We start from the raw sequence: 15102 nt of genomic DNA on the forward strand, positions 1-15102 counted from the left end.
TTAGCTTACCCGATGGCCCTTTGCGGCCCTGATACCGTTGCGCCATATCGCCCGCCAATCTGGCGATATGCACATAAACGACTGGCCCGATGCCGAACGCCCCAGGGAAAAGCTGCTGGCACGCGGTCCCGGCGCCCTCTCCGACGCCGAACTGCTGGCGATCTTCCTCGGCTCCGGCCTGCCCGGCAGCGACGCAGTGCGGACCTCGCGCGACCTGCTGCATCGGCATGGACCGCTGCGCATGCTGCTGGACCGCCCGCCACGCGAGCTGGTCCGCCTGCCGGGGCTCGGCCCGGCACGGGCCTGCAAGCTGTCGGCGGCGCTGGAGCTGGCCAAGCGCCACCTGGCCGCCGAGCTTGAACGCGGCACCACCCTGACCGATCCGGGGGCGGCCGGCCGCTACTTCGCGCAACGGCTGCGGGCATGGCCGCACGAAGTGTTCGCGGTGCTGTTCCTGGACACCAAGCACCGCTCGCTGGCGTTCGAGGAACTGTCCCATGGCACCCTGGACGGCGCCGAGGTGCATCCGCGCGAAGTGGTGCGGCGCGCGCTGGCGCACAACGCGGCCGCGGTGATCATCGGCCACAACCACCCATCGGGGAACTCGGAACCCTCACCCGCCGACCGCGCCGTCACCCACCGGCTGAAACAGGCGCTGGGCTTGGTGGACATCCGCTTGCTGGACCATTTCATCGTCGGCGACGGGGCGCCGGTGTCGATGGCGGCGCGCGGCTGGGCCTGAGCCGGAATCCGGGAACCGTGGCAGCGCGGCGGCGGCGTTGCCCAACGCAGAGGCCCAATCCCGATCCGCCATCGTCGGACGGCCTGAGGTCGGGCTGAACCCGGCACGGGCCGGGAGGCGGCGGGTCGGGTAAAATCGCCGGTTCCGCGCTTCAAGCAGAGATCACGTGAAATCCCAACTCCGCGCCCTGATCGGTCAAGGCATCGAAGCCTTGCGCGCCAACGGCACCCTGCCGGCCGACACCCTGCCGCCGGACTTCGTGGTCGAACGGCCCAAGACCCGCGAGCACGGCGACTTCGCCACCAATGCCGCGATGCTGCTGGCCAAGGCCGCGCGCGGCAATCCGCGCGCGCTGGCGCAGCAGTTGGTCGCCGCGCTGCCGGCCAGCGACGAGGTGACCCGGGTCGAGATCGCCGGCCCCGGCTTCATCAACTTCCACCTCAGCCCCAGCGCCTACCAGCGCGAAGTGCTGGCGGTGCTCAAGCAGGGCGAGGACTACGGCCGCAGCCTGGTCGGCAATGGCCGCACCGTGGGCGTGGAATACGTCTCGGCCAACCCGACCGGCCCGCTGCACGTGGGCCACGGCCGCGCTGCGGCGATCGGCGACTGCCTGGCGCGGCTGCTCGAGGCCAACGGCTGGAACGCCAAGCGCGAGTTCTACTACAACGACGGCGGCGGCCAGATCGAGAACCTGGCGCGCTCGGTGCAGGCGCGCGCGCAGGGCAAGACCCCCGACAGTCCCGACTGGCCGGAAGAAGGCTACCGCGGCGACTACATCCAGGACGTGGCCAACGCCTACCTGGCCGGCGACTCGGTGGACCTGGAAGGCAACCTGGTCACCGGCTCCAAGGATCCGAACGACCTGGAGGCGATCCGCCGCTTCGCCGTGGCCTACCTGCGCAACGAGCAGAACCACGACCTGGCCGCGTTCGGCGTGGACTTCGACATCTACTTCCTGGAAAGCTCGCTGTACCGCGACGGCAAGGTCGAGGAGGCGGTGCAGAAGCTGGTCGCCTCCGGCCACACCTACGAGGAAGGCGGTGCGCTGTGGCTGAAATCGACCGATTTCGGCGACGACAAGGACCGCGTGATGCGCAAGTCCGACGGCAGCTATACCTACTTCGTGCCGGACGTGGCCTATCACCTGAGCAAGTGGCAGCGCGGCTACGTGCGTGCGATCACCGAACTGGGCGCCGACCACCACGGCTCGCTGGCGCGGGTGCGCGCCGGCCTGCAGGCGATGGACCTGGGCATCCCCAAGGGCTGGCCCGAGTACGTGCTGCACCAGATGGTCACGGTGATGCGCGGCGGCGAGGAAGTGAAGCTGTCCAAGCGCGCCGGCAGCTACCTGACCCTGCGCGACCTGATCGAGGAAGCCGGCCGCGATGCCACGCGCTGGTTCCTGATCGCGCGCAAGCCCGATTCGCAGCTGACCTTCGACATCGACCTGGCGCGCCAGCAGAGCAACGACAATCCGGTGTTCTACGTGCAGTACGCGCATGCCCGGGTGTGCAGCCTGCTGCGCCAGGCGCAGGAGAAGAAACTGGACTACGACCAGGCCGACGGCCTGGGCCAGCTGAACCGGCTGAACGATGCGACCTCGCTGGAACTGATGCTGGAACTCTCGCGCTACCCGGAAGTGGTGGAGAATGCGGGGCATGTGCTGGAGCCGCACCTGATCGCGCAATACCTGCGCGAACTGGCGACCGCGTTCCACACCTGGTACCACGGCACCCCGGTGCTGGTGGACGATGCGGGCGAGCGCAACGCCAAGCTGACCCTGGCCGTGGCGGCGCAGCAAGTGCTGGCCAACGGCCTGAACCTCCTGGGCGTGTCCGCCCCGGAAAAAATGTGAGTGGAGAAGCGGTAGATGGCAGCACGACGCGGTAAGACCCAGGCGCGACGCAACAGCGGCAACGGCACGCCCGGATGGGTATGGCTGATCGCCGGCGTGGCGATCGCGGCAGTGGTATTCCTGGCGGCACCTGGCCTGTTCAAGAAGGACGGCGACGGCTTCCTGCGCGTGGGCGGTCCACGCGCCAATCCGGATGCGCAGCCGGCGCCGGTGGCCGATGCCGACGTGGACGCGGCGCCGGAACTGCCCAAGCCGGCGGCGACAGCGGCCGGCAGCACCAAGCCCGACGCCAAGAAGGACGCACAGACCCAGTACGACTTCTACACCTTGCTGCCCGGCAAGGAAGTGCAGATGTCCGACGCCGAACTGGCCGCCAGCGCACGCGCCGAGGCCGCGCGCCAGGCGCGCGCGCCGCAGCCGGCTGCCGCCGCCACGCCGACCACCGCAACTGCGGCAACTGCGGCCGCCACCGCGCCGGCAACGACGGCGGCAGCGTCCAACCCGACCCCGCTACCCGAAACGGCAGCAGCGGGCGCACCCGCCAATACGGTGGCCACGGCGACCAAGCCAGCCGCGGCATCGACCGTGCCCGCCGCTGCCGCCGCCGCGCCGGACAACGCCCGCTACATCCTGCAGGCCGGCTCGTTCGGCGCCTCCGGCGATGCCGAATCGACCAAGGCCAAGCTGGCGATGCTGGGCCTGTCGGCGCGCGTGGAATCGGCGCAGATCAGCGGCAAGACCGTGTACCGCGTGCGCATGGGGCCGTATGGCACGGCCAGCGAACTGGCCGCGGCCAAGCAGAAGCTCACCGGCAGCGGGCTGCCGGCGATCGCGATCAAGGCGCAGTGAGGCTGGGAGTCGGGAATGGGGAAACTGGAATGGGGAGAAGCGGCTTCTCCTGCATTCCTTGCGACTGGCCTGCGTAGGCCAGCCGCTTCATTGCCTCGCCAGTCGCGCAAGCGCGACTGATGGCCGCCTGGCCACCGTGACCCAGGGCAGGCGGAGCACGTCGACGCCTGCTTTCGCTTTCGCTTTTCCTATTCCCGATTCCCCACTCCCTACTCCCTACTCCCGGCCCCTAGCCACCTGGAACCCGGCGAAGGATTGCGTCACCGGCATGATCTCCAGCCGATTGATGTTCAGGTGCGGCGGCAGCGTGGCGACCCAGAAGATCTGCTCGGCGATGTCCTCGGCGGTCATCGGCTGCGCGCCGTGGTACAGCTTGTCCGACGCGCCCTGGTCGCCGTGGGTGCGGACCAGGGTGAACTCGGTCTCGGCCATGCCCGGCTCGATCGCGGTCACGCGCACGCCGGTGCCGTGCAGGTCCGAACGCAGGCCCAGCGAGAACTGGCTGACGAAGGCCTTGGTGCCGCCGTAGGCATTGCCGCCCGGATACGGATACAGCGCGGCGACCGAACTGATGTTGACGATCGCGCCACGGCGCTGGATCAGCGTGGGCAGCAGGCGATGGGTCAGGGTCACCAGCGCGGTGATGTTGGTGTCGATCATCGTGCGCCAGTCGTCCAGCGACGCGGCCTGCGCCGGGGCGGTGCCCTGCGCCAGGCCTGCGTTGTTGACCAGCAGGTCGATGCCGCGGAACGCGTCCGGCAGCTCCGCCAGCATCGCATCGAGCGCGGCTTCGTCGCGGATGTCGAACGCGGCCACGTGCACGCGCTCGGCACCGAACTCGGCCAGCAGCGGCTGCAACCGCTCGGCGCGGCGCCCGGTGGCGATCACGCGCCAGCCGGCGTTGACGAAGCGGCGCACGGCGGCGGCGCCGAAACCGGAGGTGGCACCGGTAATCAGGGCAGTCTGGGTCATTGAGAGGCCGGAAATGGGGAGTGGGGAATCGGAATGGTAAAAGCAAACAGGCAAAGCCGGGGTGCTGTTGCCTCAACCGCCGCTTGCCGGCATGGACACGTGGCCGACGGCATAGGCTTGACCGACGTCCGGCGCGGACGGCGGCAGATCGCGCCAAAGCCGCAGGCGCAGCAGGTTCCAGCCATGCGGCTCGTAGGCGCTCACCGCGGCGAGCGCGCCTGCGGCAAGATCGTCCCTCGCCCGCTCGGCCTCGCGTTGGCCCAGCGTGTCGAGCGCGTCGGCATCGGGGATCGCGACGATCTCGCGCCGGGCGTAGCGGGCGCCGCGCAGGTCTGCGTGCAGATGTGCAGCGCACACCGTCCACAGTTGCACCGCGGGCCGCCCGAACGACGCGGTCAGCGCGCGGAACGCGGCGCCGGCGAGGAAATCGCGCATCGCCTCGGCATCGCGCCACAGATAGAACGGCGCATACAGGTTGCTGCGGCTGGACAGCGCGCGATCGGCGCGGTCGGCGCTGAGATAGGCCTTGAACACCAATCCCGGCAGGCCGTCCAGCAACGGCCCCTTGTCGGCGATGCGGCGCTGGATGATGGCCATGTCGTAGTCGGCCGGCAACGCGATGCAGTACTGCATGGCGATCATGCGCCGGCCTCCGCGGCCACGATCCCGGCGCGGCCGCCGCCGAAGGACCAGTCCTGCGCCTCGGTGGTGACGATGTTCACCATCACGTCTTCCGGCGCGATGCCCGGCGCGATCGCCAGCAGCTCCACCAGGCGCCGGTAGAACGCGCGCTTGCGGGCCTCGCTGCGTGGCCGCCCGGCGGTGATCGCGATCAGCACGAAGCCATCCGAGCGCGGTCCGCCGAGATAGTGGCGGTCGAACACCAGTTCCCCTGGATCGTGCTGGTGGATGACCTGGAAGCAATCGCCGGCCGGCACCTCGAAGGCCTCGTGCATGGCCTGGTAGACGCTGGCGGACAAGGCGCGCAGATGGTCGGGCGTGGCGCCGCGATGCAGCGAGATACGGGCGTAGGGCATGGGATGTCTCCTGCTTGGGAATCAGGCGGCCGACGCGGTCGCGGCGCGCAGCAGCGGCAGCGCCGAGGCGGCGCACGGCCAACCGGCGTAGAACGCCAGATGGGTGATCGCTTCGGCCAGTTCGTCGCGGCCCAGGCCGTTGTCCAGCGCGCGGCTCAGGTGGAACGGCAGTTGCTGCGGCCGGTACAGGGCCACCAGCGCCGCCACCGTGACCAGGCTGCGCTCGCGCGGCGACAGCGCGGAGCGCTGCCACAGGTCGGCGAACAGCACGTCATCGGTCAGTTGCGCGAATTTCGGCGCGATGTCGCCGAACAAGGATGCAGAAGGCTGGCATGTATCGGACATTGGCGTCTCGCGCTGGAGATTGACTGCGCATAGCCTAGCCACCGAAGATGTTCCTGAAAATCGGGAAATTCAGCATCAAATCTTCGATAAAACAGGATCGACAGCATGCGCCGCGTCACCTTCGATCTCGATGCGCTGCGCAGCTTCGTCGCCGGCGTCGAACTGGGCAGCTTCGCCAAGGCGGCAGATCGGCACGGGCGCTCCACGTCCGCGATCAGCGCGCAGCTGAAGAAGCTCGAAGCGCAGGCCGGCCACACGCTGCTGCGCCGCAGCGGCCGCGGACTGGCGCTGACCGACGCTGGCGAGGTGTTGCTGGCCTACGCAAGGCGCCTGCTGGACCTCAACGACGAAGCCACCGGTGCGCTGCACGGGTCGGTCCTGCAGGGCTGGGTACGGCTTGGACTGCAGGAGGATTTCGGCGAGCACATGTTGCCCGACGTGCTGGGACGCTTCGCCCGCGCCCATCCCAAGGTGCGTATCGAAGCGCGCATCGCGCGCCATCAGGAACTGCTGGCCCGGGTCGACGCGGGCCAGTTGGACCTGGCGCTGGTCTGGGACGCAGGCACCGCGACGGCGCATCGCGCGCCGCAGGCGGCCTGGCCGATGCGCTGGATCGCCGCGGCCCAGGCGCCGCTTCCGGACCCGAGCGGCTGGCACAGCGAGATGCCATTGCCGCTGGTGATGCTGGAGGCGCCCTGCCTGCTGCGCACCGCGGCGACCACGGCGCTGGACCGCGCCGGCATCCCGTGGCGCATCGCCTTCACCAGCGCCAGCCTGGGCGGCGTCTGGGCGGCGGTGCGCGCCGGCCTGGGCCTGACCTTGCGCACGCCGGCCGGCCTGCCCGAGTCGCTGGCGCTGCTGCCGCCTGGGGCCGGCGGCCTGCCGACGCTGCCGGCGCTGGGCTTGAACCTGCATCGTGCCGACGCAGAGCCGGCACCGGCAGTGACGCGCCTGGCGGAGATCCTGCAGCAGCGCCTGCACGAGGCGCGCGTGGCGTACGCCGATCCCGGGTGAGGCGGCCGCGTGCAGACCGCGCACGACCGGCTCGCTGCGCCGATGCGCGTCGGCAGGGGTGGCCCATGCAGCCCCGCCGGTACTTCCCCGAGCTTGCGCCCCAGCAGCCCGCGCAGGCGCATGAATGGCCGCTCCACCGCATAGCGCGGCGGCCAGCAGCGCCATCACCGCACAGATGGGCGAACGCGGACAGCCGGCGCCGCGCCGGAGTCGGCGCGGCAGCATGCCTTCAGCGAACGTCGCCGGCGGTCGCGGCCGTACCTGGGAGGACATCCCGCCGGACCGCATGCGCGCGGCGCATGCCGATCGTGGGCGAGCCCGGCGCCTGAGTGCGCGTCACTTGCATGGCAGCATCTTGCTGAGCAGCCCACCACCGCCACTGAGCATACCGGCGCCGCCGGTAATCGCCGTCTTGACCGTGCTGCCATCGGTCTTGACTTCCACTTCCTTGAACAGTTCGTCGTCGCGCGCGACCGTATAGTCCTGACGCTCGTAGTGGTCCACTTCGGTCGAACCGGCGTAGCTGCTGCCCGCGTAGACATCGCGCGACTTGGCCTGATCGAACTGGAAGGGCAGCACCAGGTAGTAGCGACCCGGCTGCATCTCGGTGAACTGGAACGCGCCCTTGGCGTCTGTCTCGGTCTCCACGCGCATGTTGAAGGCCTCGTTGGACATCAGCACCGCTTCCTTGCTCCGGTCCGACTTCTTGCGCATGGCGACCCACTCCGAGAAGTACGGGGTTGCCGGGAACAGCATCACCTTGCGGTTATCGGCAAGGAAAATTCGGCTGTCGTGGTAGGCGCAGGCCACGCCGGTGATGGTCGCTCGTCCCTTGGCCAGCGCGGCTTCGGCCGACGGCTTGTCGAAGGGGACACTGGGCGAGGTTTCGCGCACCTTCGGCTTCGTGTCGACGGTGGGCGATGTACGCACCTGCGCGCCACTCTGACCGGCGGCCAAGCCGCAGCACGCCGCAACGATCAATCCGCAAGCCCTCGTTCGCATAGCACCCCTCTTCATTCCATGAAACGGCGGAAAATAGCATGATTCGCTCTGCCTCCAAAGACGCCCATGCCTGCGCCGGGGCCGTGCGCGGAGGGTCGCTCAGGCGCCGGCCGCGGTGCGACGCCGGATACGGCGATCGCGCAGGCGCAGGAACGGCCGCTCCACGGCGTAGTGCAGCAGCGCGGCGGCCAGCAGCGCCATCGCCGCGTAGCTCGCGAAGGCGAGCAGCCCGCGCCCGTCGAGCGCGGCGCCGAACCAGTGCTGGGTGAGATGGAACACGGCCTTGTGCGACAGGTACAGGCTGTAGGAGACCGCTGCCAGCCACCCCGCCCCAGGCAATGCGCGCCGGCCGATCCAGCTGCGCGTGGAGGCACCGGCGATCGCCAGCAGCGCCAACCCCAGCGACAACACCGGCCAGCCGATCGCGTTGCCGAGCAGACCGGTACGTTCGCGGAACAGCCACATCGCCAGCGCGCACACCGCCAACCCGGCCAGCAGCAGTGCGTTGGCCCGCGCCTGCAGCCACTGCCAGCGCTGCGGCCGGAACACCTTGATCGCGGCCAGCACCACCCCGCCCAGCAAGCCGTCGAGCCGGTTCCAGGTCGGGTAGTAGATGTCCTCGATGAACCAGTTGCGTTGCAGCCCGTCGCCGATGCGCTCGAGCGCGCTGTCGTGCAGCCAGGCGGCCGTGCGCAACGCGATGCCGGCCAGCACCACCGCGGCGCACACCGCGACGAAACGCGGCGCCGACGGCCGCCGCAGCGACAGCGCCGCCAACAGCGGGAACACCAGGTAGAAATGCTCCTCCACGCACAGCGACCAGGCATGCGAGAACGCCTGCTGGTTGGCGTAGTCGATGCCCAGGTTCAAGGTGAAGCTGGCGAACATCCACCACGGCGCGATGCCCGGCGCTTCGCGGAAACCGGGCCAGGCCAGGTACAGCGCCAGCACCACGGCGAAGGCCGGCAGGATGCGGAACGCGCGACGCAGGTAGAAATCGCCATAACGCAGCGGTTCGCCGCGTGCCAGCGGCGCCAGCACCTGGCCGCCGATCAGGAAGCCGCTGAGCACGAAGAACAGGTCCACGCCCATCCAGCCATAGCGCGACAGCCAGGCCCAGTCCGGCCCCAGGCCGCCGACCACGAACGAGTGGAACAGCATCACCCACACGATCGCCAGCGCGCGCAGCAAGTCCAGTCCGGGGTAGCGCATCGCGTCGGGGGGGGGGATGGCAGGGGCGCTCAGCTTATGGGCCGGTGCCAGCGCTCGTCCATCCGCAGCGGCGAATGCGAGCGGTGCCGCGATGACGACAAGGCGCGTCGCGTCTGCGCGGGATGCGCTGCAGCGACGGTCGCGCTCGGTACGTTCCTGCGCGCGTTCGACAACGCGGCGACACGCAGCCGCGGAGCGCGCTCCTCGCCTGCTGGCGAAGGAGCGCATGCCGGCACTCAGCCCAGCGGTTCGTCCGACAGATAGGTGTAGCCGGTCAGCCCCGCTTCCAGCGCCGCCGACAAGGCCTGCGCCTGCTCGGCCGGCAGTTGCGCGGCGGCCACGCGCTCGGCGTAGGCCGCGCGCAGGTCGGCCAGTGCATAGCCCACGTAATCCAGCATCACGTCGGTGGTGTCGCCGCGGCGCTGCTGGGCGATGCGATAGCCGTCGCCATCGGCGCTGACCTCGATCGCGTCGGTGTCGCCGAACAGGTTGTGGATGTCGCCGAGGATCTCCTGGTAGGCGCCGACCAGGAAGAAGCCGAGCCGGTAGCTCTCGCCCGGGCGCAGCTCGTGCAGCGGCAGCGAGCTGTCCAGGCTCTCGTTCTCGACGTAGGTCTTGACCATGCCGTCGGAGTCGCAGGTCATGTCGCAGATCACCCCGCGCCGCGCCGGCGCTTCGTTCAGCCGCTCGATCGGCACGATCGGGAATACCTGGTCGATCGCCCACACGTCGGGGATCGATTCGAACACGCTGAAGTTGACGAAGTACTTGTCCACCAGCCGCTCGTTGAGCTCGTCCAGCACCGGGCGGTGGCTCTTTTCCTCATGGCTCAGGCGCGCGCGCACGCCGTGCGCGATGGCGTAGAACAGGTCGTCGATGCGCGCGCGCTGCGGCAGGTCGATCTGGCCCAGCGCGTAGCTGGACAGGCCTTCGGCATGGAAATGCTGCGCTTCCTGGAACAGCTCCACCGCCGGGCGCACGTCCAGTTCGTCGTGGATCTCGCGCAGGTGGCGGATCGCCGCCGGTTCGTCGGCGTGCGCGTCGGGCACGCGCCCTTCCGGCGCCTGCTCCACTTCCGAGACGTTGGCGATCAGCACCGCGTGGTGCGCGGTCATCGCGCGGCCGCACTCGGTGACGATCCGCGGCGGCGCCAGGCCGTGTTCCTCGCAGGCGTTGGCCAGCGGCTGCACGATGTTGCTGGCGTAGGAATGCAGGCCGTAGTTGATCGAGCAGTAGCTGCGCGAACGGGTGCCTTCGTAGTCGATGCCCAGGCCGCCGCCGACGTCGACGTGGCTGATCCTGGCGCCCAGCTTGGACAGCTCGACGAAATAGCGCGTGGCCTCGCGCATGCCGTTGGCGATGTCGCGCACGTTGGAGATCTGCGAGCCCATGTGGAAGTGCAGCAGGTTCAGCGACTCGGCGTACTCGGTGTCGCGCAGCGCCTTCCACAGGTCCAGCACCTGCCGCGGCGACAGCCCGAACTTGGCCTTGTCGCCGCCGCTGTTCTGCCACTTGCCCGCGCCCAGCGAGGCCAGGCGCATGCGCACGCCCAGGCCCGGCTTGACGTCCAGCGCGCGCGCTTCCTCCAGCACCAGCTTCAGCTCCGACGGCTTCTCGATGACGATGAAGGTCTGCAAGCCGAGCTTGCGCCCGATCAGCGCCAGGCGGATGTACTCGCGGTCCTTGTAGCCGTTGCAGACGATCAGCCCGCCCGGCCGCGACAGCGCCAGCACCGCCATCAGTTCCGGCTTGCTGCCCGCTTCCAGGCCGAAGCCCTCGCCGTGGTGGCTGGCCAGGGTGCCGGCCACGCCGCGGTGCTGGTTGACCTTGATCGGGTACACCGCGGTGTAGCCGCCGGCGTAGTCCCAGTCGGCCTGGGCCTGGGCGAAGGCCGTCTGCAGCTTGCCCAGGCGCTCGCCCAGGATGTCCGGGAAGCGCACCAGCATCGGCAGCTTGGCGCCGGCCGCGCGCGCGGCGTCCACCACCTCGGGCAGCGCGATCGCCACGCCGTCTGCGCCCTGCGGGCGCACCACCACCCGGCCGGCCGCATCCACGTCGAAATACCCATCGGCCCAATGCGGGATCGAATAGGTCTTGCGGGCTTGGTCGAGGGACCAATCGCTCATCGTGGCGGCTCGGCGGGGAAAAGGGGCGTGGATTGTAACGCCTGCTACGCGTGGGCTCCGTTACAATCCGCGCCGACCTGACGCCCCTGTCCCCGGCGGAGCCGGGTCTGGTGAGGGTTCGCGTGCCGCGCGGTTCGGGTGCACGAGGCCGCGCCCTGCCCTCATCCGGCGAAGGGTGGTGTCTGGCGTCGCGCGGTCTAGCTGCGTGAGGCTGCGCCCCACCCTCATCCGGCGCGTCGCGCCACCTTCTCCCGGTGGGAGAAGGATGCGTCCGTCTTCTTTCTTGCTTTCCTAGGAATCTTCTGCATGACCGCCAACGACAACTGGTACATCGAACACTTCCAGCCCACCGGCTCGGCCATCGGCTATCGCATCACCGGCAAGCTGGACGAGGTGCAGTCGCCGTTCCAGAAGATCGAGATCTACGACACCACCGACTGGGGCAAGCTGATGGTGATCGACGGCGCGGTGATGCTGACCACGCGCGACAACTTCTTCTACCACGAGATGATCAGCCACCCGGCGCTGTTCACCCACGCCGCGCCCAAGCGCGTGGTGATCATCGGCGGCGGCGACTGCGGCACCCTGCGCGAAGTGCTCAAGCACCCGGGCGTGGAAAGCGCCACCCAGTGCGACATCGACGAGCAGGTCACGCGCATGGCCGAGAAGTACTTCCCGGAGCTGTGCGAATCCAACGCCGATCCGCGCGCCGAGCTGCTGTTCGACGACGGCATTGCCTACATGGCCAACTGCCCGGCCGGCAGCGTGGACATCGTCATCGTCGATTCGACCGATCCGGTCGGTCCGGCCGAAGGCCTGTTCAACAAGGCGTTCTACGCCAGCTGCTTCAAGGCGCTGAAGGACGACGGCATCCTGGTGCAGCAGTCCGAATCGCCGCTGGCGCTGCTGGACCTGATCAAGGAAATGCGCGCGGAGATGGGCAAGGCCGGCTTCGCCAGCTTCCACACCGTGCCGTTCCCGCAGCCGTGCTACCCGACCGGCTGGTGGAGCGTGACCCTGGCGCGCAAGCAGGGCGGCTTCGACTTCCGCCAGGCCGACGCGGCGGCCAAGCCGTTCGCCACCCGCTACTACAGCGCGCACCTGCACACCGGCACCCAGGTGCTGCCGCCGTTCGTGGCCGAGGCGCTGGGCCAGTAATCGGCCCAGGTGGAACCGGGCGCCTGCGTGTTCGCGGCGCCCGGGCGAACGCGGACTGAGCGTGCATGCGCCGGCGCGTCACCCGCATGCACGTCCCGCAAGACATCACGAGCGCAGAGCCTCCTAGGCGCAGCGGCCTTGGTCGACATCACGTCGACTGGCGCGTTTTCGTTCCGTCCCCCGTTGCACTGCAGCGGCTGGCGGGCCTCCGGAAATTTTGCCGATCGCGGACGATGTACCGCGCGGCACCGGTGCAAGGTTCAAGCGGCGGCCGGAGAAGCGCCCCCCGCCACCGCCCGCCGAACCTTCAACGCGCAGCCGTCGGAGCCGATCCAGCCGGTGCGCCCAGCGCGATCAGCGTCGGGGCGTCCGCCACGAAGCGATCGAGCACGCCATCGGCGATCTTGACCGGCCCGCCGAAACGCGTCGCGCCGGGGATCGACTGGATCGCCGCGGCCTCGGCGGCGAGCCGGGTCGCATCGGCGAACGAGCCTGACGCCGCGGCGTCGCCTCGGTTGGCGGCCTGCAGACCGGCTGCCGTCGCCTGTAGCGCACGCCCCCAGACCTGCATCGCATCCAGCCAGGGGCGTGACTGTTCGGCGAATCCAGGATCGGCCACGCCTGCGCGGATGATGCCCGGCGCCGCCGCGATCTCGTCCGCGCTGCGCGCGAGCTCGGCGAGCGCCTGGCCGCGCGCGTCGGCGTCGCCACCGGCAAGCGCTTCGCGAACCCGGTCGAGCCCGGCCTTCAGCCGCGGCGCCTGCTCCTGCCACGGCTGGCTGCCGAAGGTCGGCGCCAGGTGCTGGGTATCGAAGAAGGTGAGCAGCGCCGCAGTCACCCGCGCATCGCCCGCCGCCAGTTCGCGCGCCGCCGCATGCCAGGTCCGCTCGGCGTCGTAATCCTTGTCGTTCCATGCGAACGCGGTCAGCCCCATCACCGCGACACGGCTCGGCGCCTCCTGGTTCATCGGATTCGCGACGATGCCGGCCAACTCCGCGGACAGGCCGGCTTCGCGCCGCGTGTACGGCGCCAGCAACAAGCGGCCGGCCGAGGTTTCGTAATCGTTGACCGGGTAGTTGTCCCACAGCAGCGTCCTGCGCCCGAACGCCTTGGTCGCCGCGCGCGCATCGGGGATGGAAATGGCCGGCGGCACGACGTCGGTGCCGGTCCATTGCACGACGATCTTCGGATCCAGATGCTGGCGCAATGCGGCCTTGTACGGGCTTTCCTTGGCGTCGTAGTACTCGGTCGGGACCATGATCAGTTCCGACGCCGCAGCGTGCCGGGCGACCAGATCCGCCTGCACCAGGTTGAGCAGGTACGACTGCGCGACGCCCGCCGCTTCCGCACCCGACGGACCGAAGGTGGCCTTGTCGCGCTCGCAATTCCACTTGGTGTATTCGATATCGTCGAGCGCGACATAGAAGCTGCGCACGCCCAGCGCGCGAAACGCGTCGAACTTGCGCAGCAGCGCCTTGGCATCGGCCGGATCGGAGAAGCAGACCGACGGCCCCGGCGAGATCGCGTAGACGAAATCGACATGGTTGCGCCTGGCCGTCGCCGCCAAGCCGCCCAGCGCCTTCAGCGTGGCCGCCGGATAGGCCTCGCGCCAGCGGTCGCGCGCATAGGGGTCGTCCTTCGGGCTGTAGATGTAGGTGTTCGCCTTGGCGCGGGCGAGGAAATCGATGTGCTTGGCGCGATCGGCCATCGACCATGGCGCCCCGTAGAACCCCTCGATCGTGCCGCGGATGGCCATCGCGGGATAATCCTGGATGACCAGGGTCGGGATGACCGGGCGTTCGGCAAGCTGACGCAAGGTCTGCGCGGCATGGAACAGGCCGTCGGCGTCGTGGCCGGCGAGCGTGATCAGGCTGCCCTGGCCGGTGGCGATGCTGGCGAGGGTGTAGCCCTCCTTGTGCGTTTCCTGCACGGCCTTGCTGCGCGCCAGCGCCTCGCGGACGACCGCCGCCTCGCCGGTTCCGACGACGATGTACGGTTGTTCGAGCGTGGCCGGCAGGCGCGACGCGGTGGCGATGTGCTCGACCCCCGCGGAGACCAGGCTGCGACGGACCAGTGCGACCGATGCGGGGTCCGCGCCCGGCGCGGCGACCAGCACGACCTTCCGGCCGAGCGCGACAGTACCTGCCTCCAGCCGGATCGACACCGGGCTCGGAAACAGCGCCGGCCGCGTGACCGGTTGCGCCGCGGCCGGGACCGCCAGCGCGAGACCCAGCGCCACCGTCATCGAGAGCAGACTCAGGCCCGCCCGTGTAGCGCGTCGCGTCATTCCGGATCTCCGGTATTGGAATGGTATTACGACACAGAGTAGGCAAGTCGCTACGCCGCGACAAGCTGCGCGGCCGCGGCGGGGATTCGCGCGCTGTGGATTGTCGAATTCCGGCTTGGCTCGCGTCAGGCCAAACGGCGGCGCAGGTTTGCGCCCAATTCGGTATTTAAATGGTATGCGCGGCAACGCGAGCAGATCGCCCTGAGCTATCACTGCCCTGTTGGAGACCGAGAAGAGCTTCAGCTCTGACAATCGCCGAAGCCGGTGCAGTGCCGAGCTGCGTTCGCCGCGGCTCAAGCCGCTCCTACAACGACCTTGCGGCAAGCGGCTGGGTGCACTGTGGGAGGAGCTTCAGTCCCGACTGCATCCGCAGCCGGAAAATCCACCGCTTCGCTCGTCGCGACTGAAGTCGCTCCCACAAGGAGCTTAGGATGCTTGCCTGGTGCACTGCAGGAGGGGCTTCAGCCCCGAGATTCGCCGAAACCGGCGCAGCTCCGAGCTGC

At 69.3% G+C, this 15102-nt stretch carries 13 protein-coding genes; 5 read left to right on the forward strand and 8 right to left on the reverse strand.

Features of this window, described 5'->3' with window-relative positions; genetic code table 11:
* Positions 1–67: 67 nt before the first annotated feature.
* From radC to HDC36_RS21455, 3 genes are all read left to right on the forward strand, one after another.
* Positions 68–742: a DNA repair protein RadC gene (radC, locus tag HDC36_RS21445; RefSeq protein WP_179570903.1), complete on the forward strand. Its 675-nt coding sequence runs from the start codon at positions 68–70 to the stop codon at positions 740–742.
* A gap of 166 nt (positions 743–908) precedes the next feature.
* On the forward strand, positions 909–2597 hold the full coding sequence (gene argS, locus HDC36_RS21450; protein WP_179570904.1) for an arginine--tRNA ligase: 1689 nt from the start codon (positions 909–911) through the stop codon (positions 2595–2597).
* Between the two features lie 15 nt (positions 2598–2612).
* Positions 2613–3446, forward strand: coding sequence for an SPOR domain-containing protein (locus HDC36_RS21455; RefSeq protein ID WP_179570905.1), 834 nt, complete (start codon positions 2613–2615; stop codon positions 3444–3446).
* Positions 3447–3662: 216 nt separating this feature from the next.
* Here the strand turns inward: HDC36_RS21455 and HDC36_RS21460 are convergent, their stop codons facing one another.
* The 4 genes from HDC36_RS21460 to HDC36_RS21475 all read right to left on the reverse strand — a co-directional run bounded on the left by HDC36_RS21460 (position 3663) and on the right by HDC36_RS21475 (position 5800).
* Positions 3663–4418, reverse strand: coding sequence for an SDR family NAD(P)-dependent oxidoreductase (locus tag HDC36_RS21460; protein WP_179570906.1), 756 nt, complete (start codon positions 4416–4418; stop codon positions 3663–3665).
* Between the two features lie 72 nt (positions 4419–4490).
* Positions 4491–5060, reverse strand: coding sequence for a DUF4865 family protein (locus HDC36_RS21465; protein WP_179570907.1), 570 nt, complete (start codon positions 5058–5060; stop codon positions 4491–4493).
* Positions 5057–5455: a tautomerase family protein gene (locus HDC36_RS21470; RefSeq protein WP_179570908.1), complete on the reverse strand. Its 399-nt coding sequence runs from the start codon at positions 5453–5455 to the stop codon at positions 5057–5059. Before HDC36_RS21470 ends, HDC36_RS21465 begins: the two co-directional genes overlap by 4 nt.
* Before the next feature lie 21 nt (positions 5456–5476).
* Positions 5477–5800 carry a carboxymuconolactone decarboxylase family protein gene (locus tag HDC36_RS21475; protein ID WP_179570909.1) on the reverse strand — a complete coding sequence of 108 codons (324 nt, stop codon included), beginning with the start codon at positions 5798–5800 and terminating at the stop codon, positions 5477–5479.
* Positions 5801–5905: 105 nt separating this feature from the next.
* Here HDC36_RS21475 and HDC36_RS21480 point away from each other — a divergent pair, with 105 nt between their 5' ends.
* Positions 5906–6814 (forward strand): LysR substrate-binding domain-containing protein, encoded by a 909-nt coding sequence (locus HDC36_RS21480; RefSeq protein WP_179570910.1) that lies wholly within the window; start codon positions 5906–5908, stop codon positions 6812–6814.
* A gap of 336 nt (positions 6815–7150) precedes the next feature.
* Here the strand turns inward: HDC36_RS21480 and HDC36_RS21485 are convergent, their stop codons facing one another.
* The 3 genes from HDC36_RS21485 to speA form a co-directional block, all read right to left on the reverse strand.
* Positions 7151–7795 (reverse strand): hypothetical protein, encoded by a 645-nt coding sequence (locus HDC36_RS21485; RefSeq protein ID WP_179570911.1) that lies wholly within the window; start codon positions 7793–7795, stop codon positions 7151–7153.
* Between the two features lie 120 nt (positions 7796–7915).
* Positions 7916–9028 carry an acyltransferase gene (locus tag HDC36_RS21490; RefSeq protein WP_179570912.1) on the reverse strand — a complete coding sequence of 371 codons (1113 nt, stop codon included), beginning with the start codon at positions 9026–9028 and terminating at the stop codon, positions 7916–7918.
* 236 nt (positions 9029–9264) lie between these two features.
* Positions 9265–11154, reverse strand: a complete 1890-nt coding sequence (speA, locus tag HDC36_RS21495) for an arginine decarboxylase (protein ID WP_179570913.1) — start codon at positions 11152–11154, stop codon at positions 9265–9267.
* A 306-nt stretch (positions 11155–11460) separates the two neighbouring features.
* On the opposite strand from speA, the gene speE reads away from it, so the two are divergent.
* The gene (gene speE, locus HDC36_RS21500) at positions 11461–12312 is read left to right on the forward strand and encodes a polyamine aminopropyltransferase (protein ID WP_179570914.1); all 852 of its coding nucleotides are present in this window, start codon (positions 11461–11463) and stop codon (positions 12310–12312) included.
* A gap of 307 nt (positions 12313–12619) precedes the next feature.
* Here speE and HDC36_RS21505 read toward each other — a convergent pair whose 3' ends face one another.
* Positions 12620–14599 carry a beta-N-acetylglucosaminidase domain-containing protein gene (locus HDC36_RS21505; RefSeq protein WP_179571199.1) on the reverse strand — a complete coding sequence of 660 codons (1980 nt, stop codon included), beginning with the start codon at positions 14597–14599 and terminating at the stop codon, positions 12620–12622.
* Positions 14600–15102: the final 503 nt, after the last annotated feature.

The sequence above is a fragment of the Xanthomonas sp. JAI131 genome (genome assembly GCF_013410075.1).
Classification (GTDB): Bacteria; Pseudomonadota; Gammaproteobacteria; order Xanthomonadales; family Xanthomonadaceae; genus Xanthomonas_A; species Xanthomonas_A bonasiae.

Excerpts from the sequence above, each read along its gene's own strand:
- radC (WP_179570903.1), top strand. The coding sequence starts at position 68 with ATGCACATAAACGACTGGCCCGATGCCGAACGCCCCAGGGAAAAGCTG.
- HDC36_RS21455 (WP_179570905.1), top strand. The coding sequence starts at position 2,613 with ATGGCAGCACGACGCGGTAAGACCCAGGCGCGACGCAACAGCGGCAAC.
- HDC36_RS21460 (WP_179570906.1), bottom strand. The coding sequence starts at position 4,418 with ATGACCCAGACTGCCCTGATTACCGGTGCCACCTCCGGTTTCGGCGCC.
- HDC36_RS21465 (WP_179570907.1), bottom strand. The coding sequence starts at position 5,060 with ATGATCGCCATGCAGTACTGCATCGCGTTGCCGGCCGACTACGACATG.
- HDC36_RS21470 (WP_179570908.1), bottom strand. The coding sequence starts at position 5,455 with ATGCCCTACGCCCGTATCTCGCTGCATCGCGGCGCCACGCCCGACCAT.
- HDC36_RS21475 (WP_179570909.1), bottom strand. The coding sequence starts at position 5,800 with ATGTCCGATACATGCCAGCCTTCTGCATCCTTGTTCGGCGACATCGCG.
- HDC36_RS21480 (WP_179570910.1), top strand. The coding sequence starts at position 5,906 with ATGCGCCGCGTCACCTTCGATCTCGATGCGCTGCGCAGCTTCGTCGCC.
- HDC36_RS21490 (WP_179570912.1), bottom strand. The coding sequence starts at position 9,028 with ATGCGCTACCCCGGACTGGACTTGCTGCGCGCGCTGGCGATCGTGTGG.
- speA (WP_179570913.1), bottom strand. The coding sequence starts at position 11,154 with ATGAGCGATTGGTCCCTCGACCAAGCCCGCAAGACCTATTCGATCCCG.
- speE (WP_179570914.1), top strand. The coding sequence starts at position 11,461 with ATGACCGCCAACGACAACTGGTACATCGAACACTTCCAGCCCACCGGC.
- HDC36_RS21505 (WP_179571199.1), bottom strand. The coding sequence starts at position 14,599 with ATGACGCGACGCGCTACACGGGCGGGCCTGAGTCTGCTCTCGATGACG.